General features: G+C 47.5%; 24 protein-coding genes and 2 tRNA genes. 11 read left to right on the top strand and 15 right to left on the bottom strand.

Going from position 1 to position 22004, the window contains the following annotated elements; all coding sequences use genetic code 11:
- Positions 1 to 29 precede the first annotated feature (29 nt).
- A complete protein-coding gene (locus AC2YIT_RS30450; protein WP_487281696.1) occupies positions 30 to 581 on the top strand; it encodes a P-loop NTPase family protein in 552 nt (183 codons plus the stop codon).
- A 78-nt stretch (positions 582 to 659) separates the two neighbouring features.
- On the opposite strand, the gene AC2YIT_RS30455 is transcribed toward AC2YIT_RS30450, so the two are convergent.
- Together AC2YIT_RS30455 and AC2YIT_RS30460 are read right to left on the bottom strand one after the other, a co-directional pair.
- A tRNA-Thr gene (locus AC2YIT_RS30455) sits at positions 660 to 732 on the bottom strand.
- Positions 733 to 843: 111 nt separating this feature from the next.
- Entirely contained in the window at positions 844 to 2748 is a 1905-nt protein-coding gene (locus AC2YIT_RS30460; RefSeq protein WP_487281697.1) for a DUF349 domain-containing protein, read from the bottom strand.
- 107 nt (positions 2749 to 2855) lie between these two features.
- Between AC2YIT_RS30460 and pdxH the strand changes: the two genes are divergently transcribed.
- Complete coding sequence (gene pdxH / locus AC2YIT_RS30465) at positions 2856 to 3494, top strand: pyridoxamine 5'-phosphate oxidase (protein ID WP_487281698.1); 639 nt, start codon at positions 2856 to 2858, stop codon at positions 3492 to 3494.
- 107 nt (positions 3495 to 3601) lie between these two features.
- Here pdxH and AC2YIT_RS30470 read toward each other — a convergent pair whose 3' ends face one another.
- From AC2YIT_RS30470 to AC2YIT_RS30495, 6 genes are all read right to left on the bottom strand, one after another.
- On the bottom strand, positions 3602 to 4888 hold the full coding sequence (locus tag AC2YIT_RS30470; protein ID WP_430851338.1) for a citrate synthase: 1287 nt from the start codon (positions 4886 to 4888) through the stop codon (positions 3602 to 3604).
- 309 nt (positions 4889 to 5197) lie between these two features.
- Entirely contained in the window at positions 5198 to 5653 is a 456-nt protein-coding gene (locus tag AC2YIT_RS30475) for a hypothetical protein (RefSeq protein ID WP_430851340.1), read from the bottom strand.
- 26 nt (positions 5654 to 5679) lie between these two features.
- Positions 5680 to 6648: a tRNA (adenosine(37)-N6)-dimethylallyltransferase MiaA gene (miaA, locus tag AC2YIT_RS30480; protein ID WP_430851342.1), complete on the bottom strand. Its 969-nt coding sequence runs from the start codon at positions 6646 to 6648 to the stop codon at positions 5680 to 5682.
- Positions 6638 to 7567 (bottom strand): PDDEXK family nuclease, encoded by a 930-nt coding sequence (locus tag AC2YIT_RS30485; RefSeq protein ID WP_487281699.1) that lies wholly within the window; start codon positions 7565 to 7567, stop codon positions 6638 to 6640. The genes miaA and AC2YIT_RS30485 overlap by 11 nt, the downstream gene beginning before the upstream one ends.
- An 86-nt stretch (positions 7568 to 7653) precedes the next feature.
- Positions 7654 to 8259, bottom strand: a complete 606-nt coding sequence (locus AC2YIT_RS30490; protein ID WP_430851346.1) for a hypothetical protein — start codon at positions 8257 to 8259, stop codon at positions 7654 to 7656.
- A gap of 134 nt (positions 8260 to 8393) precedes the next feature.
- The gene (locus tag AC2YIT_RS30495; RefSeq protein WP_430851348.1) at positions 8394 to 9269 is read right to left on the bottom strand and encodes a methylated-DNA--[protein]-cysteine S-methyltransferase; all 876 of its coding nucleotides are present in this window, start codon (positions 9267 to 9269) and stop codon (positions 8394 to 8396) included.
- A 167-nt stretch (positions 9270 to 9436) separates the two neighbouring features.
- Here AC2YIT_RS30495 and AC2YIT_RS30500 point away from each other — a divergent pair, with 167 nt between their 5' ends.
- Positions 9437 to 9736 (top strand): hypothetical protein, encoded by a 300-nt coding sequence (locus AC2YIT_RS30500; RefSeq protein ID WP_487281700.1) that lies wholly within the window; start codon positions 9437 to 9439, stop codon positions 9734 to 9736.
- Between the two features lie 249 nt (positions 9737 to 9985).
- Here AC2YIT_RS30500 and AC2YIT_RS30505 read toward each other — a convergent pair whose 3' ends face one another.
- Positions 9986 to 10969 carry a Gfo/Idh/MocA family protein gene (locus AC2YIT_RS30505; RefSeq protein WP_487281701.1) on the bottom strand — a complete coding sequence of 328 codons (984 nt, stop codon included), beginning with the start codon at positions 10967 to 10969 and terminating at the stop codon, positions 9986 to 9988.
- 100 nt (positions 10970 to 11069) lie between these two features.
- Here AC2YIT_RS30505 and AC2YIT_RS30510 point away from each other — a divergent pair, with 100 nt between their 5' ends.
- The 4 genes from AC2YIT_RS30510 to AC2YIT_RS30525 all read left to right on the top strand — a co-directional run bounded on the left by AC2YIT_RS30510 (position 11070) and on the right by AC2YIT_RS30525 (position 13845).
- Positions 11070 to 11291 carry a VF530 family protein gene (locus tag AC2YIT_RS30510; protein WP_430851354.1) on the top strand — a complete coding sequence of 74 codons (222 nt, stop codon included), beginning with the start codon at positions 11070 to 11072 and terminating at the stop codon, positions 11289 to 11291.
- A gap of 46 nt (positions 11292 to 11337) precedes the next feature.
- Positions 11338 to 12213 (top strand): DnaJ C-terminal domain-containing protein, encoded by an 876-nt coding sequence (locus AC2YIT_RS30515; RefSeq protein ID WP_487281702.1) that lies wholly within the window; start codon positions 11338 to 11340, stop codon positions 12211 to 12213.
- A 7-nt stretch (positions 12214 to 12220) separates the two neighbouring features.
- Positions 12221 to 12520 carry a chaperone modulator CbpM gene (locus tag AC2YIT_RS30520; protein WP_430851358.1) on the top strand — a complete coding sequence of 100 codons (300 nt, stop codon included), beginning with the start codon at positions 12221 to 12223 and terminating at the stop codon, positions 12518 to 12520.
- A gap of 89 nt (positions 12521 to 12609) precedes the next feature.
- The gene (locus tag AC2YIT_RS30525) at positions 12610 to 13845 is read left to right on the top strand and encodes a DEAD/DEAH box helicase (protein ID WP_487281703.1); all 1236 of its coding nucleotides are present in this window, start codon (positions 12610 to 12612) and stop codon (positions 13843 to 13845) included.
- Positions 13846 to 13902: 57 nt separating this feature from the next.
- Here the strand turns inward: AC2YIT_RS30525 and AC2YIT_RS30530 are convergent, their stop codons facing one another.
- Both AC2YIT_RS30530 and AC2YIT_RS30535 read right to left on the bottom strand, forming a co-directional pair.
- Positions 13903 to 14367: a CHRD domain-containing protein gene (locus AC2YIT_RS30530; RefSeq protein WP_430851362.1), complete on the bottom strand. Its 465-nt coding sequence runs from the start codon at positions 14365 to 14367 to the stop codon at positions 13903 to 13905.
- A 78-nt stretch (positions 14368 to 14445) separates the two neighbouring features.
- Positions 14446 to 15180, bottom strand: a complete 735-nt coding sequence (locus tag AC2YIT_RS30535; RefSeq protein ID WP_430851364.1) for a hypothetical protein — start codon at positions 15178 to 15180, stop codon at positions 14446 to 14448.
- 99 nt (positions 15181 to 15279) lie between these two features.
- Here AC2YIT_RS30535 and AC2YIT_RS30540 point away from each other — a divergent pair.
- Together AC2YIT_RS30540 and AC2YIT_RS30545 are read left to right on the top strand one after the other, a co-directional pair.
- Positions 15280 to 15352 (top strand) — tRNA-Lys (locus AC2YIT_RS30540).
- Positions 15353 to 15578: 226 nt separating this feature from the next.
- The gene (locus tag AC2YIT_RS30545) at positions 15579 to 16874 is read left to right on the top strand and encodes a site-specific integrase (RefSeq protein ID WP_487281704.1); all 1296 of its coding nucleotides are present in this window, start codon (positions 15579 to 15581) and stop codon (positions 16872 to 16874) included.
- A gap of 172 nt (positions 16875 to 17046) precedes the next feature.
- Here AC2YIT_RS30545 and AC2YIT_RS30550 read toward each other — a convergent pair whose 3' ends face one another.
- From AC2YIT_RS30550 to AC2YIT_RS30565, 4 genes are all read right to left on the bottom strand, one after another.
- Positions 17047 to 17823, bottom strand: coding sequence for a hypothetical protein (locus AC2YIT_RS30550; protein WP_487281705.1), 777 nt, complete (start codon positions 17821 to 17823; stop codon positions 17047 to 17049).
- A 709-nt stretch (positions 17824 to 18532) separates the two neighbouring features.
- Positions 18533 to 18859 (bottom strand): helix-turn-helix domain-containing protein, encoded by a 327-nt coding sequence (locus tag AC2YIT_RS30555; RefSeq protein ID WP_487281706.1) that lies wholly within the window; start codon positions 18857 to 18859, stop codon positions 18533 to 18535.
- Positions 18860 to 19047: 188 nt separating this feature from the next.
- Positions 19048 to 19404, bottom strand: a complete 357-nt coding sequence (locus AC2YIT_RS30560) for a hypothetical protein (RefSeq protein ID WP_487281707.1) — start codon at positions 19402 to 19404, stop codon at positions 19048 to 19050.
- Positions 19405 to 19670: 266 nt separating this feature from the next.
- A complete protein-coding gene (locus AC2YIT_RS30565) occupies positions 19671 to 20582 on the bottom strand; it encodes a hypothetical protein (protein WP_487281708.1) in 912 nt (303 codons plus the stop codon).
- A gap of 137 nt (positions 20583 to 20719) precedes the next feature.
- Here AC2YIT_RS30565 and AC2YIT_RS30570 point away from each other — a divergent pair, with 137 nt between their 5' ends.
- Both AC2YIT_RS30570 and AC2YIT_RS30575 read left to right on the top strand, forming a co-directional pair.
- Positions 20720 to 21148, top strand: a complete 429-nt coding sequence (locus AC2YIT_RS30570; protein ID WP_487281709.1) for a helix-turn-helix domain-containing protein — start codon at positions 20720 to 20722, stop codon at positions 21146 to 21148.
- Between the two features lie 8 nt (positions 21149 to 21156).
- The gene (locus AC2YIT_RS30575) at positions 21157 to 21615 is read left to right on the top strand and encodes an energy transducer TonB (protein ID WP_487281710.1); all 459 of its coding nucleotides are present in this window, start codon (positions 21157 to 21159) and stop codon (positions 21613 to 21615) included.
- Positions 21616 to 22004 lie beyond the last annotated feature (389 nt).

Consider the following 22004-nt stretch of genomic DNA (forward strand, 5'->3'; position numbering starts at 1 on the left):
ACTTTGCTGCCGATTGTTTATTATTGGTTATGAAGATTCACATCATGGGCGCTTCTTGTGCGGGTTCGACTACGCTGGGAAATGCGCTGTCCGCGAGGTTAAAAATACCCTATTTCGATACCGATGACTTTTTCTGGGAGCGCTCGGCCGTGCCTTATACGGTGCGCAGGGATGCGCCTACGCGAAGCCGGATGCTGCAAGAAGCTATTTCCCGGAACGACAGCTACATTATCGGCGGGTCGCTGATCAGCTGGGGAGATGAATGGCTGTCGATGTTCGACCTCGTAGTTTTTCTTTACGTTCCTAACGAAATCAGAATGCGGCGCCTGGTAGACCGCGAAATCGAGCGGTACGGGGACATTATTTACACCGATCCGGTGCGTAGCCGCCTCTTCCGCGAATTTTACGACTGGGCATCGAAATACGATGACAGGGATTTCACCGGTCGTAATGTGGGGGTCCATGAAGAATGGCTCAGGAAGGTTTCGTGCCGGGTGGTCGAGATGCATGGAGATACTACGGTTGCGGAACGGATTGAGAAGGTGGTGGCCGCAACGAATGAAAGTTCAGTCGGCGAATGATTATCGTCGGAGCTGGCGGATAAGGAACGGTATTAAAGCAAAAAACACTTAGCAAAGTTGCTAAGTGTTTTTGTTAAGAGCCCCCAGTCGGGATCGAACCAACGACCTACTGATTACAAGTCAGTTGCTCTACCAGCTGAGCTATGGAGGCCTTTTTCTTTGTGATACCGTTTGTTATTCCGTTATCATGGTGCAAAAGTAGTCGAGCGGGATATACAATGCAACCTTTTCAAAGTAAATTTTTCAACTTTTTTTTCAGGTTTTAGATAGCCTCCTGAATAATAGTAAGTTGGTGTTTCAGCTCGTCCAACTGGCTTAATGCATTATTGATCTTTCTCTCGAACTCTGCCTTCAAACGATCCGACGTTTTCGATTTCGCGAAGAATTCGATGTTATTCTGCCAAAGCGCAATGTCGTTTTCGAGCTGGGTGATCTTGCGGCGGATGTCGTTTTCCTTGCGGTAAAGGTTGCGGCTGCTTTCGCCGTCGCGTACCAGCTCCACTTCGCTTTCGAGAACGGCTTGTTCTTTCTCCTTGGTCGAGAGCTGGCCGATGGCGCTTACATAGGTATTGATGGCCGCGATATAGCGCTTCTGAATGGCCTGCATGTCCTTTTTGGGTACAAACCCTATCGACGACCATTCCGACTTAAACGCGCTCAGCAAATTGAGCGAAGATTCGTCCTTATCCTTCGCTGCTGCCTCGATGCGTTCAATCAGGTCGGTTTTCAGCTTCAGGTTATTTTCGAATTCTTCTTCCACTTCCCGGTTTTTTGCGCGTTTTTGGTCGAAATACGCGTCGCAAGCCTTTTTGAAGCGGTCATAAATGGTGTCCTTGAATTTCTCCGGAACCTGGCCGATGCTTTTCCACCTCTTTTGCAGCTCGATCACCTTCTGCGTGGTGGCAGGGTTGTCCTCGCCGGTTGACAATACGGCCTCGGCTTCTTCGCAAAGCTGGTTTTTCAGGTCGAGGTTTTGCTCGCGTTTGGCTTCCAGCTGGCGGAAGAATTCGCCTTTGTTATTGAAAAACGTTTTCAGCGCAGCCCAGAACTTCTTGCTCAATTCTTTGCCTTCTTCACGGGGCATAATGCCTTTCAAAGCCACCCACTGGTCCTGGAACGCCATAATGTCCTTTGTTTTGGCATTCCATTCCTTAATGCTCCCCGAATTATAAGTAGTGAACGGAACAATCGCTTCGTAGATTTTCAGCTTTTGTTCATAGTTCTCCTGCATGGATTTCTTCTGCTCAGCAAACTGGCCGCGTTGTGCATCATAAAGCACGTCGAGCGCCTCTTTGAAGCGCTGCCACAGTTTTTCCTGGTCTTCTTTCGGGGCAGGACCGAGGTGTTTATATTCTTCGAAAATATGGTTGGCTTCGTTGAGAATCTCACGCGTCATCGGGCGGCTTTCCAGCGATTTACCAAGTTCTTCCACTTTCTCGCAGAGCTCCGCTTTCAGCTCCGCATTGCGGCGGCGGTCAAGTTCTTTGAGTTCGAAATAGATATTCCGGTTGCTGAAATAGCGGTCGATGAGTGCATTATAGGTTGCCCAGAGCGTACCGTTATGCGGCGATGCGACGTTGCCTGCGGCTTTCCATTCTTCCTGGATTTTCTTGAATTCTTCCCAGCTCGATTTCAGCCCGGTTGCATCCGTTTCGCGCGTACCTTCCTCGTCCACCAGCGCACGCAGGCGACCGAGAAGCGCGGTTTTTACGTTGAAATTCTTCTCTTTTTCCTTCTCCTGGCTTTGATAGAAGGCATTTTTGAGGCCACGGATTTCACGGCTCAGTGAGTCGATTTTCTGCGTGTCCGCGTCGTATTTGTATTCAAATCCGTCTTCGCCGCCTGTTTCTTCAATAAACGTTTTCAGCGCAGCTTCGCGGTCCTTTTGTTTGATCTGATCGAGCACCGTACGAACACCTCTGGCCACAGCCTCTGCTTTTTTCAGCTGAGCCGCGGTAGCGGCTTCTCCGCGGATACCTGCCAGTTCGTTTTCCAACAAGTTAACCAGTTGTTCCTTAGATAATTGGCTGTAATCCACATCAGGCGTCTCTTCCTCGTGCTCCTCCGTCAACTCATTGTTAAGATCAATTTCAAGGGTATCAATCGTTTTGGGTGCCAGGTCGTCCTGCTCTTCGCTTTTGACCCCTTCTTGTTGTTCTTGTGCCATCGTGATGCTTGTTTCGTACGTACGGTCTCTTATAGATTACAAATCTAATAATCTTTCCTCTGAAATGGCTACTTTTGGCATCCCAACATTGAACATATTAGTATCCAATGGATCATAACATTGCAAATATCCGTCACGATTATCAGCTCAAAGGGCTACTGGAAGCCGATCTCGATCCTGATCCGCTGAAACAGTTCAGGTTATGGTTTGACGACGTGCGTGAGGCCGACATTTCAGAAGCGAATGCCATGTTGCTCAGCACTGTATACGAAGGCCGTCCGACGGGCCGGATCGTGCTCCTGAAAGACCTCGACAGCAGGGGCTTTTCGTTCTTCACGAACTACAACAGTAAAAAAGGTCGGGAAATTGAGGCAAACCCGCAGGTTGCGCTGACGTTCTTCTGGAAAGAGCTTGAAAGACAGGTCCGTATCGAAGGGAAAATCGAAAAGACGTCCGAGGCGGAATCGGGTGAATACTTCTCCGTTCGTCCGCGCGGGAGCCAGATCGGCGCCTGGGCTTCGGCACAAAGCGAGGTAATACCAAACCGCGAATTTCTGGAAGAAAAAACAGAGGAATTGAAAGCGCGTTTCGAAGGCCAGCCAGTACCGCGACCTCCGCATTGGGGCGGTTACCGCGTAGTGCCGGACTACATTGAATTCTGGCAGGGGAGACCCAGCCGTTTGCACGACCGGTTAGCTTATACGAAGACGCCAGATGGCTGGAAGATTGAGCGGCTTTCGCCGTAGAAGTTCAGAGTTTAAGTATAGAGTCCAAAAGTGAAAAGTTCAGAGCCGAAGTATAAACCTATACTTTCAACTCTGAATTTTTCACTTTAAGCTTTGAACCCTAAAATTTATTTCCGCTCGCTCATCGGAACGAAATCCCGCTTGGGCGCTCCGGTGTAGATCTGACGCGGACGGCCGATCGGCTCTTTGTTCACCCGCATTTCTTTCCATTGTGCGATCCATCCCGGCAGACGGCCGATGGCGAACATCACCGTGAACATATTGGTAGGGATGCCCAACGCGCGGTAAATGATGCCTGAGTAGAAATCCACGTTCGGGTAAAGTTTGCGTTGTACGAAGTAATCGTCTTCCAAAGCCGCTTTTTCGAGTTTCTGGGCGATTTCGAGAACCGGATCGTTGATGCCGAGTTTGTTGAGCACATCATCCGCTGCCTTTTTGATAATGCGTGCCCGCGGGTCGAAATTTTTGTAAACACGGTGGCCGAAACCGAACAGGCGGAAGCCGCTGCTTTTGTCTTTCGCCATATTAATGTACTTCTGCGTATCACCGCCGTCAGCCTTGATCGCTTCCAGCATTTCGATCACCTCCTGGTTGGCACCGCCGTGAAGTGGCCCCCACAATGCGCTGATACCTGATGAAATGGATGAGAAAATGTTGGCGTGCGAAGATCCCACCAGTCTTACTGTCGAGGTAGAGCAATTTTGTTCGTGGTCGGCGTGGAGGATAAGCAGTTTATTCAATGCTGCGGAAACAACCGGATCCACATTGTATTTCGCTACGGGCAGCGAGAACATCATGTTCAGGAAGTTCGAGCAGTAGTCGAGTTCGTTTTGCGGGTAATTTACCGGGTGCCCCTGCGATTTTTTGTACGACCAGGTTGCGATCGTAGGCAGTTTCGCGAGCAGGCGGATGATGTGCAATTGCGTTTCCGCTTCCGAATTCTGAGCGTTGGCATCCGGGTAGAAGGCACTCATCGCGCTTACGAGCGAAGAGAGTACGCCCATTGGGTGTGCATTTACCGGGAAGCCTTCGAAAATCTTGCGCATATCCTCGTTTACGAGCGTATGCGTGCGGATTTCATGTTCAAATTCAGCGAATTGCTTTTCGGTAGGAAGCTCTCCGTAAATGAGCAGGTATGCTACTTCGAGGAAAGAAGATTTTTCGGCCAGGTCCTCGATCGAGTAACCTCTGTAATTCAGTACGCCTTCTTCACCGTCCAGAAATGTAATGGCGCTTTTGGTCGCACCGGTATTCTTGTAACCTGGGTCAATTGTAATATACCCTGTCTGGTCGCGCAATTTGGAAATATCTATCGCCTTTTCCTGCTCACTTCCTTCAATTATCGGGAACTCGTACTTTTTACCATCAAGGGTCAATTCAGCTATTGGGGACATAGAAATAAGAATAAAATTAAAAGGGTTAATGAACAGGCAGGCCAATCGGTCAATTCAACAAAGTTTTTCGTTAACAGCGATTTACTTACCCAACAAGTTAATTTTGTGTTAAATGGCTGCGGGTTTAACCATTTCCCGGTCCGACACAAGCCGCAATATCCTAAAAAACCGCGTACTTTCTATTATTATCCGTGGTTTATTTGTGAAAATTCAAGACAGAAACAATAATATTTCACAATTTGAAGGATTTATAAGAATATTCTATTGTCTCGGGCCCTCCGGACAACAATTTATGGGCTCGCAGCCCCATTATGGGGCTTCTGGGCCACTTTTTCCTCCTGCTAAGGCATCGTTATGCGGCCCTTTGGCGAGTATCCGTTTAATGAGATACCGCAGGTTCAGCCCCGTCAGGATGACCGGCAACAAATGCGCCCCGTAAATGAACGATTTGCCCGTAATCCGGTAGGAAAATGAAGAAAAAGTCACAAACACATACATAAACCAGAACAGCGCAATGCCCGTAAGGACGAGATAGCTGAATATCGCCGTTTTCTTTTGCGTAAATCTGTAAACCAGCTCACAAACAGCCAGCGATACGCCCACCACGAGCATGACGGTGAGCAGCGCCCTTGGGAAATTGCGGATATAATGATGCTTGTACACCAATACTCCGATTTTCCCAATCAGATTCGGATGCGCGAGGAGGTATGCATCCGTTACACTCAGTACCAGCAGCAACAACAGGCTGCTCCATTTGCGATTCATTGTTTAACGACGTTTTTTAGGTTGGTTTACACTGACATATTACCGGCATTGCCGCTTTTAAATTCCCGATAATGCGTAATGATGAATTGGATTTTTTCACTTTCAGGCCATTCGTCGGGTATCCAGTTGATTTTCAGACCATCCTTTTCCATTTTTCTGAAAAAGGTCATCTGCCGTTTGGCGAACCGATGGATTTCGGTTTCGAGCTTGGAATGCATTTCGTCAAAGGTCATTGCGCCTGTAAGGTACAGGGTTACATATTTGTATTCCAAACCGTAGTAGATTAATGAATCGGGTTCAATTCCTTGATTTAAAAGGTTTTGTACTTCTTCTATTAAACCTTGCTTTAACCGGGTGATGAGCCTTTTACTAACGCGGTCCCGTCGGGTTTCGACCGGCGGGTTCAGGCCGAACAGCTGTGCCGGATAGACAAAGGACGCTGCGCCAAAATCTATGTCTGTTTCAGGATGTTCGTTCAGGTAAGCGGCTATTTCCAGTGCGCGGATGAGCCTTTTGCGCGTAGAAATATCCGCTAATGCATGGTAACGGGAGTCGGAGGCGTGAAACCTTGCGGTTAGTTGTTCGGTGGAAAGTAATTCCAGCTCCGCCCTCAGCACTTCATTCACCGGCACCGTATCGTTGGCGTGCCCTTTTAGTAGGGCATAAATGTAGAATCCGGTCCCGCCGCAAACGATCGGAACGCGCCCGTTGGCGAGTATTTGCTGGTATGAATCGGCGAACTCGTGCTGGAAATCGTTTACATTATATTTCTCGCCGGCATCGCGGATGTTGATCAGATGGTAGGGGACTGGGGTTCCATTCACCACGTATTCTTCGAGGTCCTTACCCGTACCGATATCCATTTGCCGGTATACCTGCCGCGAATCTGCGCTAATAATTTCTCCGCCGATCACGTGCGCGACACGGGTAGCCAAATGTGTTTTGCCCGAGGCCGTTGGGCCCAGAATGATTAATAGCGGGGTTTCAGGACTCATTTTTGTTAATTTTAATGTCCCTCACATATTTGATACTGCCCAAATTATACACTGTCAGATACTCGACCGGCGGTCGCCCGTCAGCTTGATAGGTTTGCTCGCGCGTGCGTACGCGACGCATATGTGTCACGTCCACATAGGCCTTGCGCGGGGGCATATTCCCCCTTTCCTCAAATCCCAGCCGTTTATAGCTCCGGCCGTCGGACCATTCAAGATCGGCGTACGTCATAATATCGTCCGGTGATTTGTCACGGATGAATGCGTTCAACAGCTTGTCCAGCGCGCCTACTACGTTTGTGCCCAATAAACTGGCGAACCGGATTAGTTCATGCGACCGGAATGGTTCATCGTTTTGCTCAAAAATGCGGGCGTTGCTGAAAGTAGCGACAGCAACCAGCAGTTCGTCTGCCGATGCATTGAAAAGGAAACCTTCCGGCAATACACGGTAATATCGTTTCGGTAAAAACAAGCCGTACCGGAATTTCGACATCGTACTGCCATTCAAATGGTTGGTTTCCAGGAACTGGGCCGTGGTGGCATTGTCGATTCTCCGTGCCAACGCCAGGCGCGCAGGGATTTTGGTCGATTGGCCCAGCATGGCCGCCAGCCGTGATTGGACGATACTTTTTCGGGACAGCCAGTAATCTTCCCAAATTACTACTGCCGGGATCCCTACGCTGCGAAAGGCTCCCAGGCATTCTTTCAACTGATTCAGCAAGCTTTCATGCCCCTCTTTTTGCCAGGTAGCGAGGCCTACCGGGATCATTTTCATAACCACTTGATCCCCATTGGTTACTTCCAGAACCGGTAATACAAAATCTGGCTGTTCTCCTGTGCTGCATTGAAACGAAATGGATGTCAGCCAGTTGCAAAGCTGTTCTGGAAATGATGTCGGTTCTGCCAATGGGTTGCTTGTCAATGAGCAGGCAAGTTAATGCCGGATTTGATCACAACAAAAAAACGCGCCGGGATGGCGCGTTTGAGATTTGCGTGCATTGCAGAAAATTACTTGCCGCCCAGCCCGAATATGAGGCCGACATTTACACCACCAAATTTCGAAGTGGATTCGAAATCGATGTTATCCACGCTGCCGGTTTCGGAGCTGTGGTTTTTGTTACCAAATACGAAATGGTAGATACCTTCCACCTGAATGCCGAGGTTTCCGAATGCGAACACCACACCCGCTCTCGGCGCGGTACCGAAGTTGCTGTGTTTGGATGATTCCAGCACCGTTTCCCCATTCCATTTAGCTTTGTACTTCGAGAAATACACGCCGGCATCACCACCAATATAAGGGCGGATCGCGCCGTCGGTGAAAAAAAAGTCGAGCGTACCGGTTACCGGGGTGAGCGTTCCTGTCGTGCTTAGCTTTTGCCCGGCAACGTTATAATCACTGCCGTCGGCGTAGATTTTACCGGCGACACCGACAGCAAATTGCGGTGAAGCAAATACCCGGAGGTTCACGCCACCACCAGCTACTGTCTTGGAATCTTCCACGTTGGATTTGGCGATTCCGCCCTGCAACCCGAGCGAGAACTGCGCAAAGCTGGCCGACGTCGCTGTTACGATCAAAGCAAAAACTGCCAGCATTAGGATCAGTTTCTTTTTCATGTTGATGTTTTGATTTTGGTTAATAGTTTGAAAACTGCTCATCCATAATCAGTCCAACACGGAAAAGTTGCATTGTTTGCAGAGTTATTGGGTTGTAATACAGAATGTTGTAATGATAAATTATCTTTATTGTACTATTTCAATATGGTGTGCTCCTGTGCAAAATATTCCTCATCCTGACGGGCTGCCTCCCAACCAATCAATGCCTTTTTACGTAAGCTGCCCCATCGGTACTCGCCCAGAACGCCTTCTTTACGGATCACGCGGTGACAGGGGATGATGTAGGCAATAGGGTTGTCGCCCACGGCCGAACCTACCGCGCGGACGGCTTTCGGATGGCCGATACGCTCTGCGATCTGCTGGTAGGTGGTCACGGCACCCTGCGGAATGCTTAGCAAAGCTTCCCAAACTTTCAACTGAAAGTTGGTGCCCTGTACGAGCAACGGTAACTTTTCAAGCGACTGTTGCGCAGAGTTGAATATGCGCTGTACGTATCCTGCCGTCAGTTGCTGGTCGGGACGGATGGTGGCGTAGTGCCATTTTCGGGCGAGTTCGATGAGTTGAAAGTCACGTGTGGCCTCGTCCACGAACGCCATGGCGCAAATGCCCCTGTCGGTGGCGGCAATGAAACAATCGCCAAAGGGCGTTTCGTGAAACCCGTAGTTGATTACCAATCCTTTGCCGGCACTTTTATATTCCTGGGGAGTAACGCCCTCGATCGAAATAAAATGGTCGTATACACGGCTCTGGCTTGAAAGCCCGGCCGATTCGGCGAGCTCGACCAGGTTGTTCGATTCCCTGATCCGGTCTTTGAGGTACCCCGCAGTAATGTATTGCAGGAACCGCTTCGGACTCACGCCCGCCCATTCCGAAAACATGCGCTGGAAGTGAAACTGGCTGATACTGACCTCGTCGGCCACCTCATTGAGCGTGGGCTGTTCTTTGGCATTGGCCACGATATATTCGATGGCCTTCGCGATTTTGTCGTAATTATAAGTTTGCTGGTCCATTGGATTTTTTAATTTGTTGATACAAATTTGGCTTGTGTAGCCCGGGTAGCCAACCCGAAACTTGCGCACTATCTGCACCAGTCACTAAGCCGGGCTGGGACCGTTTATGACGCAGCTTTATATTCGCATCCGTTTTAAGCCTCAACAGCAGGACATTCATTATAGCCATGAAATTACTTTTTGCCAGCTTTATTACCATACTGATAACCCACAGCGCTCATTCCCAAAACTTCAAAGCGGAGCTCCGAAAGCTTAACAGCCAAATCGAAGCCGCATATAAAAGCCACAAGCTGACCGCCAACGAGTACGCCAAACTGAAAAAGGAGCGCAATGCAATCGAATTGACGATCGACAAAGCGTTGGCCGACGACATCCTCACACCGGATGAAAAGAACAGGATCCATTCGAAAATCGTCCGCTCGCGGAAACGGCTTTCCAAATACAAGACTAACCGGGAGATCTACTAAAAGCGAAATGGCTCCTGCATTGCGTTGCGGGAGCCATTCGGGAAGGGCGTTCCGGAAAGGTTAGTAATCCTTCTTGCCGTCCTTTTTTGCCTTCTTATCGGCTCTTTTTTCTTTCAGGGATTTGGTTGCCTCTTTTTTGGCGCTCCCTTTGTCCAGGTTTTTTCCTTTGGCCATGACTATTGAATTTGAGTACTAATAATCTTTTAAATAACAGCAATATCCCGTGCATTTGTATTCTGCATCCTAAAATTATTGCTTTTGCGTAATCCGGTCCATGATCAGGTTCGCCCGTGCGCCTGTATCTCCGCTGCTCGGGCTCTTTCCTTCGCCACGCAGTTCTTTCACGATGGATTCGATGAGCGGCTGCTGTACGTGCTGCGGATAAGGAATGTGGAAGACTTCGATACCTTCCGAGGTTTCGACGTGAATGTCAAATTTCTCGAAAAACGAAAAGGTTATGCGGCCCTTGGAGCCGATGATCTGCGTTTCGTCCTCGCGCTGGTCCTTGTCGATGGTGTAGCACCAGCTCCCTTTACCCAACACGCCCGATTCGAATTCAAAATTGGCGACGACAATATCGTCGGCCTCGTACAGGCCCGCCTGGTTGCGTGCGATCCCCGATGCGTGGCGGATAGGCCCGAAAATAAATTCGAGCAGGTCGAACTGGTGCGAAGCCAGGTCGTGGAAATGTCCGCCGCCTGAAATTTCCGGTTTGACGCGCCAGCGAGGCTTTGCATTCGGCCCGACCTCTTCATCGTAGGGTTGCCATTGGAGGCAAATATCAATAAAGCGAATATCTCCGATTACTTTTTTGTCGATCAATTCTTTTACTTTCAGGAAGTAGTCCAGTGCGCGGCGGTAATAGGCCACAAAAACGGGTACGCCGGTACGCTTGCTTTCGGCGTTGATGCGGTCGCATTCGGCGGCGGTGCGGGCCATGGGTTTTTCGATATAAACGGGCTTCCCCGCTTGCATTGCCTTGAAAGCGAGGCTTTCGTGGGCATCGGGCGGCGTGGCGATGTAAATCGCGTTGATATCAGGGTCGTTGATGAGCGCTCCGGCGTTGTCATACCATTTGGGTACGCCGTGGCGTTCGGCATAGTCTTTGGCCAGCGCGCCATCGCGCCGCATAACGGCTACGAGCGAAGAGTTGGGTACCTTATTGAATGCGGGCCCGCTTTTGACTTCGGTCACATTGCCGCAACCGATAATACCCCATTTAATCTGATCCATCGGACAGGATTTAGGTTTTGAACTAATCAACCTGCATAATAATTATTTAAGAACAGAAATCTACTTTAAAAGACACAGCAACATTTTTCAAATGGTACGCATGGAATCACAACCCAATAACCCGCTGCATGGCAAAACGCTCGAAGTGATTTTGAATGAACTCGTTGATTATTACGGTTGGGAGCAAATGGGTTATTATGTCAATATCAATAGCTTTCAAAACGATCCCAGCGTGAAATCAAGTCTCAAATTTTTGAGAAAAACTCCCTGGGCGAGAAAGAAGGTGGAAGATTTGTACATTAAAATGCTGGCACGGAAGTAGGGGACTGTTTTATAAACCATTATTCACTTCAACAGATTGAATATTTATGGCTTTTGTAGATTATTATCAAATACTCGGACTTGACAAAAATGCTGACGATAAGGCCATTAAGAACGCTTACAGGAAACTGGCGAGAAAATACCATCCTGATCTGAACCCGAACGACAAGGAAGCGCAGAAGAAGTTTCAGGAACTAAACGAGGCGAATGAGGTGCTGAGCGACCCGGAAAAGCGTAAAAAGTACGATAAGTACGGTAAGGATTGGCAACATAGCGAGGAATTCGAACGGGCGCGGCAGGCGCGCAGCCAGGCAGGAGGGCAGGAGGGCCAGTGGTATGGCGGTAGCAGTGAAGGTTTCTCCGATTTCTTCGAATCGATGTTCGGTTCCGGTTTCGGCGGCGGCAGGCAGGCTCGTTTCCGTGGACAGGATTACCAGGCCGAAATCCATCTGAGCCTCCGCGACGCCTATGAAACGCACAAGCAAACCCTGACGGTGAATGGCAAAAACATTCGTATTACCGTGCCGGCAGGCGTTGAAAACGGGCAGACCATCAAGATAGCAGGCCATGGCGGACCTGGAAGCAACGGCGGACCTAACGGAGATTTATACATTACTTTTTCGGTAGGAACCGACGAAAAATTCAGAAGATCAGGCAATGATCTGCATTTGAAAGCAGAGCTGGATCTTTACACGGCAGTGCTGGGCGGCGAGCTGGTGGTGGAGACAATGAGCGGGAAAGTGAAGTTGCCCGTGAAACCGGAGACACAGAATGGCAGTGTGGTACGCCTGAAAGGAAAGGGGTTTCCTGTTTACAAACAAGAGGGCCAGTTCGGTGATCTTTACGTAACTTTCGATGTCAAAATCCCGACCAACCTGACCGATCGCCAGAAGGAATTGTTTACAGAATTGTCTAAATCCTGAAAACGATATGGAAAATGATCAATTGATTGCCATCGAGGTGTTCTGCATGAATTATGATGTGGAATACGAGTTTGTAGAGTCATTGCAGGAACACGATCTGATCGAAACCGTGATTGTCGGTAACAACCGTTTTTTGCAGGTCCCGCAGTTGAACCACATCGAACGCATTATCCGCCTTCACCGCGAGCTCGACATCAATCTGGAAGGGATTGAAGCCATTCAGGGACTGCTTAACCGTATCGAACATCTGGACAGGGAAGTTGCTTCGCTTCGAAACCGCTTGCGGTTTTACGAGCCGGGCCTGTAATAACTCATGCATTGCCGGATAACCGGTTATCTTTGCACTCCCATTAAAACGAAGGGCAGGCCGGCGCCGGTCTGCCCCATTATTTGCTTATGAAATTTGAAGATTATCCCATTGCCGCGGAGATCAAGCGGAGCCTGGAAGCGGCCGGGTTCAAAAAACCGACCGATATTCAGTTTAAAGCCATTCCGGCGGTAATGAAAGGGGAGGATGTGCTGGCGATTGCGCAGACGGGTACCGGCAAGACAGCCGCTTTTGCGATCCCGGTGGTGGATAAACTGCATAAACAAAAGGCTTCGAGCCGGTCGGAGGGAATCAAATGCGTGGTCATGGTGCCTACGCGAGAGCTGGCGATTCAGATTGCCGAGGTGTTTGCAAGCATTTCGCGCCATACCAAAGTGAAAACTTTCAGCGTGTTCGGTGGGGTGGAGCAAGGGCCGCAGATCGCGAAGCTGGAAAAGGGCATTGATATTCTCGTTTCGACGCCTGGCCGGATGTTCGATCTCGTGAGCCAGGGCTACATCAAGCTCGACCGCGTGGATACGCTCATTCTCGACGAAGCCGATCATATGCTCGATCTCGGGTTCATTAAGGATATTCAGGACCTGATCCGGCGTTTACCTAAAAGAAGGCAAACGCTTTTTTTCTCGGCTACCATTGATGAAAAGATCAAGAAACTCGCCTATTCACTGGTCAGGAATGCGATCCGGATCCAGATTTCACCTAAAAATCCGGTTGCCAAGAACATCGATCATTCCGTTGCCTTTGTGGCCATGGACGACAAGCGCTTTTTCCTGGAACGCGTGATTCGCCAGAATGCAGATAAAAAGATACTCGTGTTCGTACGCACGAAGGTGCGGGCTGAGCGTGTGTACAAGGCGCTCGAACGTATGGAGATTAAAAGCCTGACCATTCACGGAGACAAAGAGCAAGCCGACCGCCTCACGGCCATGAACGAGTTTAAGAAAGGTAATGTAAAAGTATTGATTGCGACGGATGTGAGTGCGCGTGGAATCGACATCCCGAATGTGGATTACGTGATCAACTACGATTTGCCCGAGCAACCCGAAAATTACGTTCACCGTGTAGGCCGTACCGGTCGCGGGATGCAGAAGGGTATCGCGGTGTCGTTTTGCAGTGAAGAAGAAAAGCCTGTACTCGATCAGATACAGCAATATCTCGACAAGCCCATCGCGGTGGTGAAGTTGACCGCCGAAGATTATGCGGAGACGCTCGAATTCACAGCCGATACCACCGACGACCTTGGAGCGCTGATGCGGGAGATTGAGGAATTCGAATCGAGGCAGAAGAAGAAAGGTAAAAAGTAGGGCATAAAAAAGGCTTTCGGCGATTCCGAAAGCCTTTTTTGTATGGCGAAATGTTGATTACTTTTCGAATTTGTCGACCAGTATCTGTCCGCGGATTTCTCCGTAGTAGTACAGCTCAGTCGGGATATTTACATACATCATACCAGTGATAAGCTGGGTTTGCTGTTCCAGGTTCAGTTTCACCGAGCCTTGCACCTGGTTACCGGCAGGCTTATCAGCAAGTGGGAAAACAATACCGCCAACTTGCCAGGCAGGATTGGCAGCGTGGATGTTCACCGAGGTAGGAGTGATGTTCTGGTAAGTGATGTTGTATTTCAGCTCCATAGTAACCTTGTTGTATTCAAAAACACCAGTTCCCTGCGCGGAAGATGTAGATTTTGGCATCGTGGCGCTACTATTGATGACGGCCGACAGCTTTACAATGTCATCTTTATGAGGCCCCTCTTCTTTACAAGAAGTTACAAAACCTAACATCAAAACTCCTGCGATCAATAGTAAAAAACGTTTCATTGGCTTTTTCATACAGCGTTAATTAAAAAATTTGACTCCTAAATATACATACAAACTCATATGTTGCAAAAATGATACCAACCGGGTCTGTTAAATGTTCCACAGATCGCTTTTACGAATATACACGATCCGATTGTTCCAAATGACCCTGTCCCAATGGTCGACAGACCCAATAATTGTCAGTTTATGGCCTTTCCCAACTTTGTCGACCACACCGGCAGCCGAGGAAGGTTCGTCGCGGAGGAAGGTATTTTCATTCACAATGATGCACGTTTGATAAAGGGAAGGCACATTTAATATTCCCAGCAACGCGAGCAGATAAACGATAATAGAGACTTTGTGAATCTGCAAAATAGGCTCCTTCCTGCGTGTCTTAGTAACCATTATGACAACTATATAGGTGCCCAAAGTTAGGAGCAATATTGGAATGTAATCACCATATTTTCGATAAAATATTATGAAATAGTTGTAATCGTCGAATTCATAGCCACTTAGATTTTGCTCCTTGGCGAGCTTGTCCATTTTTTCAAAAAGATGCCTTGAAGGCTGTACCAGGGCTAATTTGCTGAGAAAAAAAAGGCAATCGGTGTAATTGTTGGTCTTTTCTGCTAAGAAAGCGAGCTTCAAAAGTAATACCTGGCTATTTTTTTCTGTCAGGCTGAAATTTTTTTTGTAGAGCGTTTGCGCCTCCGCATACCTCGCGATAGCGAACAGAGAATCAGCGGTTTTGAGCTCCTTCCGGTTGGCGCAAAAGGCCACATCTGGCACGAAAAAAGCCAGAAACAAAAACGAAAAAAACAGTTTTTTCTTGTAGGGTACTTGCATTATACTTTAAAGAATTCTACTTTTGCATCGCAATTACGGAAAACGCCACGGCTAATCCAAGACTTGCAGAACTTCGAAAGCCCAAAGCAAGTAGAAAATGATTCCGTAGCTCAGCTGGTAGAGCAATACACTTTTAATGTATGGGTCCTGGGTTCGAATCCCAGCGGGATCACAGAAGGCACACGAAAGTGTGCCTTTTTTGTTTAAAATGCATTGATAATCAGCACATTTTGCAAAAAGGCAGGTCAGTCTGAATCATAATGAACCAATCCATTCGGTCACCTATTCGGTCACCTGTTGGATTCGGTAAATTAGGTGACCGAATCAGATGTTTGATTGAGGCGGTTTTGATTTAAGGTTCTCCACGGACACAATTACCAACCTTAAAATGTGCGAGCATGAAGTTCAAACAAAATCTGTCACTGCTTTTCTGGCTATACCGGGGCAAGGCCTCCAAAGACGGAAAAGCACCCATCTATGTCAGGATCACCATCGACGGAACCGACACTGACATTTCCCTTGGCAAAAAGATCCATCCCGACTTCTGGAATGGCGATGCCAAGCAGGTGACCACCACCACCTCGGAAGCCAAGATGATTAACTTGAAAATCGTCCAGGCGCAGGCTGAGATCGAGAAGCATTTCCTGGTGCTGCAATCCCAGTTTAATCACGTGACGCCTGTGATGCTGAAAAATGCCTACCTGGGATTGCCGCTGTCTCATTCCAAATCAAAGCCCGAAAAGGCAGCCGGGCCCAGCCAAACGCTGCTAGCTGCCTTCGATGAATTCATCGCGATTTTCGAAAAGAAAGCCAAGAAAGGAATCCGCTCGGAAGGGACGCTTCGACACTGGCGGTCTACCAAACGGAAGGTAGAGGCGTTCATCCGTTTCCGTTATCAGCGGAAGGACATCGAAATGACGGAGATAGACCAGTGCTTTGCCGAAGAATTTTACGATTATCTAACGCTTCACCTGGATGAGCCGCTTTCCGAGGTCACTGCTAAGAAGCTGGTGAAATGGACGAGACAAATCGTTAAGATGGGCGTTAAGAAGAAAATCATCGCATCCAATCCATTGGAAGGGTTTGTTTGCTCGGGAGGTAATAAAGAGGTACTGCCATTGGAGCTATTTGAGGTCGAGGCCATTCATAAAAAGCAGATTGACATCGACCGGATCAGTGAAGTGCGCGACGCATTCATTTTTCAGTGCTTTACAGGCTTCGCTTACCAGGATATGTATAACCTTTCGCCTGAAAATATCGTGAAAGTCGGCCGAACTGGTGAAAAGTGGCTGATCAAAGATCGAGGAAAGACTGAGGTCACTGAAATGGTGCCCATCCTCCCGGTTGTGCAAGAATTGATTGATAAATACCAGGGCCATCCCTATTGCAAGGTCAATAACCGGCTGATCCCGGTCAACAGCAATTTCCGGTACAATGTCTACCTCAAAGAACTTGCGGTGATCTGCGGGATCAAAAGGCCGCTTAACACCCACCTTGCCCGTCATACGTTTGCCGATATGATGCTTAACAATGGCGTGCCGCTGGAAGACGTCGGCAAAATGCTTGGACACCGGAATATTAGAACGACCCAACGCTACGCCCGAGTCCGGAAGCAGCGAATTAGTGACCATATGGCCCTCGTTAAGCAAAAACTCTTTACTAACTCAGGGAAATTGAAGGCCATATCAATTTAAAAAGCAAAGCCGCTGAGCGTATCACCAGCGGCTTTGCTTTTCTTGTTCTTAACCTTGCCGGTCTGGGGGCCGGCCAATTACGTTTTACAGCGCATCCAGAACCACGAGCATATCACGGAGCGCCTTGCAAGGCAGAATGATCTTATGTGACAAGTGCACTCTACCGTTCCAACTAGTATGTAAATTGTATTTTCCCGGGGGCAAGGGCGCAAAGTAATAGATTGTTAACCTTTGTTTCCTGGGTCAATAATCTTCCCTGCTCATCGTATGATTTCTCGATCATGGCAAGCAACTCTCTTGATCCTGTCAGGTACTCGCCAATTTGCCTGCGGTTGCCAGAGAATTTGTGCTCAAAAGTCCTATTCACTTTGTCAGCAGCGTCATACCATGTTTCATGGTTCAAAACCCCATTTTTATAGCGGTATTCGACGCGATAGATTAAATTTCCTGCCGCATCTAACCATCGTTGACCACTCTTTTTCCCATCTTTGAATTCATTCAATGTGGACCTGGTCAGCGTTTTGGTAGCAGACGAATATGGAAAGCTGTATTGCCTTTCAACTTTCAACAAACCAGCATCATATTCAAACTCGGTTTGGCTGTAACGGTGCCAGTCCTTTTGATCGGCATTTTTGGCATAATCCGTTTTTGAGGCTAACAATCCCGAAGAAGTATAGAGATATTCGCTGTATTGATATGGGACCATCGTCCCATCAGCAGTAAGCACGAAATTATCTATACGGGTGAGCTTGTCATGATCGTCATAGGTGAATTTTTCTTCGCTGGACAGCCTCTTACAGTCCGAGTCGGCGCAATAACTCTTTCTGATAGCAGGGGCGTCATCGATGTATGATGCTAACGCAGGTTCAATACCAAACGTCGACTCGTTTTTTGAATCGCAGCCGAACCAAACAGAGGCAAAAAGAAGGAGAAGTAGATTTCTTTTCACAGTTTATACAGTTATGTTTTATCCGATGACACTTCTTGGCAGTATTTGGTTGTGACTGGTGACCTGCCAGAAAAAACAAGAATGTACATGGGTCAGGTAGTTCAGCAAGAATCATTCCCTGAAAATCAGGGAATGATTGGAAAATTTTACTCAACGTTAAACCAGCTATCCGGTTTAGCTGAGACAATTTTAGGAATTATCAGACTATGGCTTAGCTATTGGTGGGTAGATTGTATAGATTTTCGACAAACCCCCAGGTTTTACATGACGAATGATTTGGGAAAACATAAAGCCCAAGTCTTCTTTCGGCGTGAAGCTCGCGGTATCTCTGTATAGAAACTCCAAACGCAGGAATTAGCTGCCATAGTTTCATGGAGTTGATTCCCTGATTCCATCTTTGGTACAATTGAAACTTCAACGGTGTCCAACTCGATCGTAACATCGGGTTCTGGCGTTCCTACAAGTACATTTCCAGCTTTCTCTGCTTGTGCCACCCGCTATACCGATCTATTCCAAATCCATTGCCATGCCAGACGCTTCCAGTCTTGAATGACTTTCCCACTCAGGGAGCGCCAATAGCGCCCTGAGTAATGGAGGTAGAATTCAATGGCCGCCTCTTTAGTCTTGTTACATTGAAGAAAATAAATTTCCACGTGTTCCTGTTCGGGTGGAATATCACGCCCTCGCCCAGAGTTTTGATACCCGCTGTTCATGCATTTACAGGCAGGCTTGGCATTTTGGCTTTGTGAATCATGGCTTCGATGTCATTTTTATCGTAGTAAATAACTCCGCCCAATCTGACAAATGCGAGCTGGCGATTAGCTCTAAGGGCCAGCAACTTGCCCGCCGAAATATTAAGTATTTTTCTAACTTCGGAGGATTTGAGCCATTTCTTTACAACATCAGGCGACGACACTCTTATCCTGTTAATTGCGGCCAAAAGCTCATCGCGAACACCATTAAGGTCTGCAAGCGTAACTAATTGATCCTGCGGCAAACTGCCTTTCTCCTCACTCATTCTCCTGAATCTTTCCATTGTTTTTCTATTTTAGCATTGCGAAGAAAACAAAGCTAAAATCTGCACAGGGCGAATCCTAGACCCTTTCGATTTTCAAATGGGTAAAACATCTTTCGCTCGGGTACGTATCAGAATTGGGCAAAGCTCGGACGTTGGGGGCTTTAAGAGTGTAGACTATCAGCTTTTGTAGCATTAAGCTATCCTTATCACGCCACGTCTGTTATCGCATTCAATTTAGGAGCGTACCGACCAATAATCGCCTTCATTCTTGCGAGACGCTTGAAATTTTCAGGGTCGGAATTAACGCCGTGAACCTCCGCAAATAGCTCTTCGAGTATCTTAATCTTTGCAGGGTCGGGTTGAATCTGCTTCATCTCCCGTCTACGCTCTCTTGAAGTATAGGCTATTAATTCGTTCAGCAATGAGTTGGTGGTTTCTGTTAATACATACCAGTCCAGAGGATTTTCCGGAGCGGCAAAGTCAAGCGTCCTGCTTTCGACCAATTGCCACTCTGGGTCGTCGGTGCGCAATGAAGCCGCTTTACCATTTCCCTGATTGGTCATTTTTTAGCACATGACATTCGTATTCGATTACCTTAATGAAGTCTTTTAGAAATATTCACAGATAGTTAAGCGAGCGGAGAATGGCCAGTCGAGTGCCGATTTAGCTACGATTCGTTGGCAGCAATCGCTTGTTGCTGCAAAACCTCAGACCGAAAGTATCCCGCGTAATTTTAAAAGAATATAGGTAGGACAGAGCTTGCAACAATCCACCAAGATGAAACAGAATCACCGCCCTACCAAAGCCCCAAGATACTTTCTTTCAGTCGTTACACCAACGCTGCTTCATTTTTTCGAAGATCAAAAGCCGTTTCTGCTAGCCTGCCAAGTAGCTGGTATAGGGTAAGCAAGTCAATGTAAACTCCCCATTCCTGAGCAGACTGGCTACTTAGGGAGTAAAGGCAAATCCGGTTAAGTTCCTGCTTCCATTTCTTTAGGCTCTTGTACTCAAAAAATTCTGTCAAGAATTGGGCTGTACTGGTAGGTAGTTCAATTTCTCCTTCCGGTCTGACGCCAGCTTTGCAAGTGACTTCGGCGGATGGTTTCAATTTGGTTAGCCGTTTTTCCTTTTCACCGCTCAGAATCAGGTAGGCAGCATTGATGATCGATTCAACCTTTTCTAGAAAGTACAGCACATCGGCAGGACAGCCCTTCTCGTAATATTTTTCTTGACAGCACACCTGCAAAATATCGTACAATCTCGCCTTAAAGCTTGTTAGGTCGTACGCGTCAAAAAAGGAAGCAAGAATCGCGTACGGGTCATCGAATCCATCACGATGCCAGATCGAAAGGCGTTTAAGGCGCTTATTCAGCTTCTTAGGTAGGCTTCCTCGATTGGTCTTTGATGACTCCGATTTCCGGGAAAGTTCAGTAGGCTCAGTATGCCCACCTTCTCCTGCTTTTGCTTTTGACAAAGATCGATGCTGATCCAACACGAACGATGCTTCAAGGTACACCACTAGATTCTCAAAAAAGTAGATCTGCTCTCCAGGGCTGGCATCTACATGCTGGCCTTCGGCCGATATCGATGCTGAGAGCATCTGCCACAGAAAGAACCGGCAATCAGCAATCGTATAATTTCTCCAAAATTCCCGCAATATTTTCTCCGGGCGCTCGGTCTCCTGACTTGATATCCAGACCGGTTTCAGATCCTTGATATCTTCCGACATATATCTCATCATCACCCCTGTTTAAGTGGAACAAATGCTGAAAGTCGTGGCTAATGCACTTCTAAAAAAATCCAAAACTTGGTTTCTTAGCCCTAAAACAGCTATTTTAGGCTTTTGATCAAAACCAGAGACACCTTATCTTTTGGAAAATGAACACTTCGCCAGACATGACAAAACAAATTCACCACGGCCGGAACATCCGACGTTTTAGGGAAATGCTGGGTATTAAGCAAGAGGGATTAGCGTTTCAGCTTGGCGATGACTGGTCACAGAAGCGCGTTTCGTTACTTGAACAGAAGGAAGTCGTTGAACAAGAAATCTTAGACCAGGTTGCCCAAATACTCAGGGTTCCGGCAGACGCAATCAAAAACTTTAGCGAAGAAGCGGCAATAAACATTATTGCCAGTACCTTGAACGATAATGCAGGGTCGATAAATAACAACTGCACCATCAACTTTAATCCTATTGAAAAGTGGGTCGAGGCTCTGGATGAAAACAAAAAGCTTTATGAACGTTTACTTGCTTCCGAACAAGAAAAAGTCGAGCTACTCAGGCGATTGCTTGGCGATTCAAAATGATTTCAGTCGTGCATTTTTCTACTGATGAGTCCAAAGCAAAATGTGAAATCAAAATGCTTTGGGTTTTATTTTGTGTCTTCATATGCCTTGCACTGCCACCTAGAACCGGCATTTGTGAAGACGTATTATGTAAAGGTAAGTATGATCCTCAGGCCAAGGAACTGGTGTATCCAGCGCCAGAAGTTAATGCAACTTTTCCTGGCGGCATTTCCCAGTTCTATATCTACATCAATAAGGAGCTTAATATCACGGCAGAAGAGTTTGGAAACCTTGGCTTAATAACGATTACTTTTACAATTACGTCCGCTGGCAAAGCTATTGTTCACCACATAAGAGCCAATGGTTCTACTAGTTCGCAATTCACTCGGAAAGTCCGTAATGCATTTGCAAAAATGCCTCGTTGGACACCCGCCAAATGCGCCGGGCGAAACGTAGCAAGTAGCTATAGACTGCCAATTTACAATTGACTAGCCATTCCACTTCTCGCGCCTATTCTGAGGTTATTGTTACGGGAACGAATTTTAGCAGACTTTAAATTTTTTCTTACAACCCCTCCGTAGTTGTGAAAGGGGCTTGTAAGAAAAAATTTATTGACTTTTATGAATGATAAATGTTATGGTTCGAGGCGAAATCTGGTGTGCAATTTGGTCGCCCTTAAACTAACCTATGCCGAGAAGGTCGCTTTTGAGGTAAAATCATCCAAATCAGGCAGAAAGGGGTTAGGAAAGGATCAAAAAGAGCATTTTTGCTCCCAATTGGGCTTAAAGGCTTAGTTGGAACTATTTTTTTCTTTTGTTGCCGAATCTGGACCATTAGTGACCTTTTAAGGCGTAGACCTGCTTGTCGGGCATGACAA

This window comes from Dyadobacter sp. SRI_021, from assembly GCF_057586235.1.

Bases quoted from the DNA above. Each gene is read 5' to 3' on its own strand.
- AC2YIT_RS30450 (WP_487281696.1), top strand. From the start codon at position 30: ATGAAGATTCACATCATGGGCGCTTCTTGTGCGGGTTCGACTACGCTG.
- AC2YIT_RS30460 (WP_487281697.1), bottom strand. From the start codon at position 2,748: ATGGCACAAGAACAACAAGAAGGGGTCAAAAGCGAAGAGCAGGACGAC.
- pdxH (WP_487281698.1), top strand. From the start codon at position 2,856: ATGGATCATAACATTGCAAATATCCGTCACGATTATCAGCTCAAAGGG.
- AC2YIT_RS30470 (WP_430851338.1), bottom strand. From the start codon at position 4,888: ATGTCCCCAATAGCTGAATTGACCCTTGATGGTAAAAAGTACGAGTTC.
- AC2YIT_RS30475 (WP_430851340.1), bottom strand. From the start codon at position 5,653: ATGAATCGCAAATGGAGCAGCCTGTTGTTGCTGCTGGTACTGAGTGTA.
- miaA (WP_430851342.1), bottom strand. From the start codon at position 6,648: ATGAGTCCTGAAACCCCGCTATTAATCATTCTGGGCCCAACGGCCTCG.
- AC2YIT_RS30490 (WP_430851346.1), bottom strand. From the start codon at position 8,259: ATGAAAAAGAAACTGATCCTAATGCTGGCAGTTTTTGCTTTGATCGTA.
- AC2YIT_RS30495 (WP_430851348.1), bottom strand. From the start codon at position 9,269: ATGGACCAGCAAACTTATAATTACGACAAAATCGCGAAGGCCATCGAA.
- AC2YIT_RS30500 (WP_487281700.1), top strand. From the start codon at position 9,437: ATGAAATTACTTTTTGCCAGCTTTATTACCATACTGATAACCCACAGC.
- AC2YIT_RS30505 (WP_487281701.1), bottom strand. From the start codon at position 10,969: ATGGATCAGATTAAATGGGGTATTATCGGTTGCGGCAATGTGACCGAA.
- AC2YIT_RS30510 (WP_430851354.1), top strand. From the start codon at position 11,070: ATGGAATCACAACCCAATAACCCGCTGCATGGCAAAACGCTCGAAGTG.
- AC2YIT_RS30515 (WP_487281702.1), top strand. From the start codon at position 11,338: ATGGCTTTTGTAGATTATTATCAAATACTCGGACTTGACAAAAATGCT.
- AC2YIT_RS30520 (WP_430851358.1), top strand. From the start codon at position 12,221: ATGGAAAATGATCAATTGATTGCCATCGAGGTGTTCTGCATGAATTAT.
- AC2YIT_RS30525 (WP_487281703.1), top strand. From the start codon at position 12,610: ATGAAATTTGAAGATTATCCCATTGCCGCGGAGATCAAGCGGAGCCTG.
- AC2YIT_RS30530 (WP_430851362.1), bottom strand. From the start codon at position 14,367: ATGAAAAAGCCAATGAAACGTTTTTTACTATTGATCGCAGGAGTTTTG.
- AC2YIT_RS30535 (WP_430851364.1), bottom strand. From the start codon at position 15,180: ATGCAAGTACCCTACAAGAAAAAACTGTTTTTTTCGTTTTTGTTTCTG.
- AC2YIT_RS30545 (WP_487281704.1), top strand. From the start codon at position 15,579: ATGAAGTTCAAACAAAATCTGTCACTGCTTTTCTGGCTATACCGGGGC.
- AC2YIT_RS30555 (WP_487281706.1), bottom strand. From the start codon at position 18,859: ATGGAAAGATTCAGGAGAATGAGTGAGGAGAAAGGCAGTTTGCCGCAG.
- AC2YIT_RS30560 (WP_487281707.1), bottom strand. From the start codon at position 19,404: ATGACCAATCAGGGAAATGGTAAAGCGGCTTCATTGCGCACCGACGAC.
- AC2YIT_RS30565 (WP_487281708.1), bottom strand. From the start codon at position 20,582: ATGATGAGATATATGTCGGAAGATATCAAGGATCTGAAACCGGTCTGG.
- AC2YIT_RS30570 (WP_487281709.1), top strand. From the start codon at position 20,720: ATGAACACTTCGCCAGACATGACAAAACAAATTCACCACGGCCGGAAC.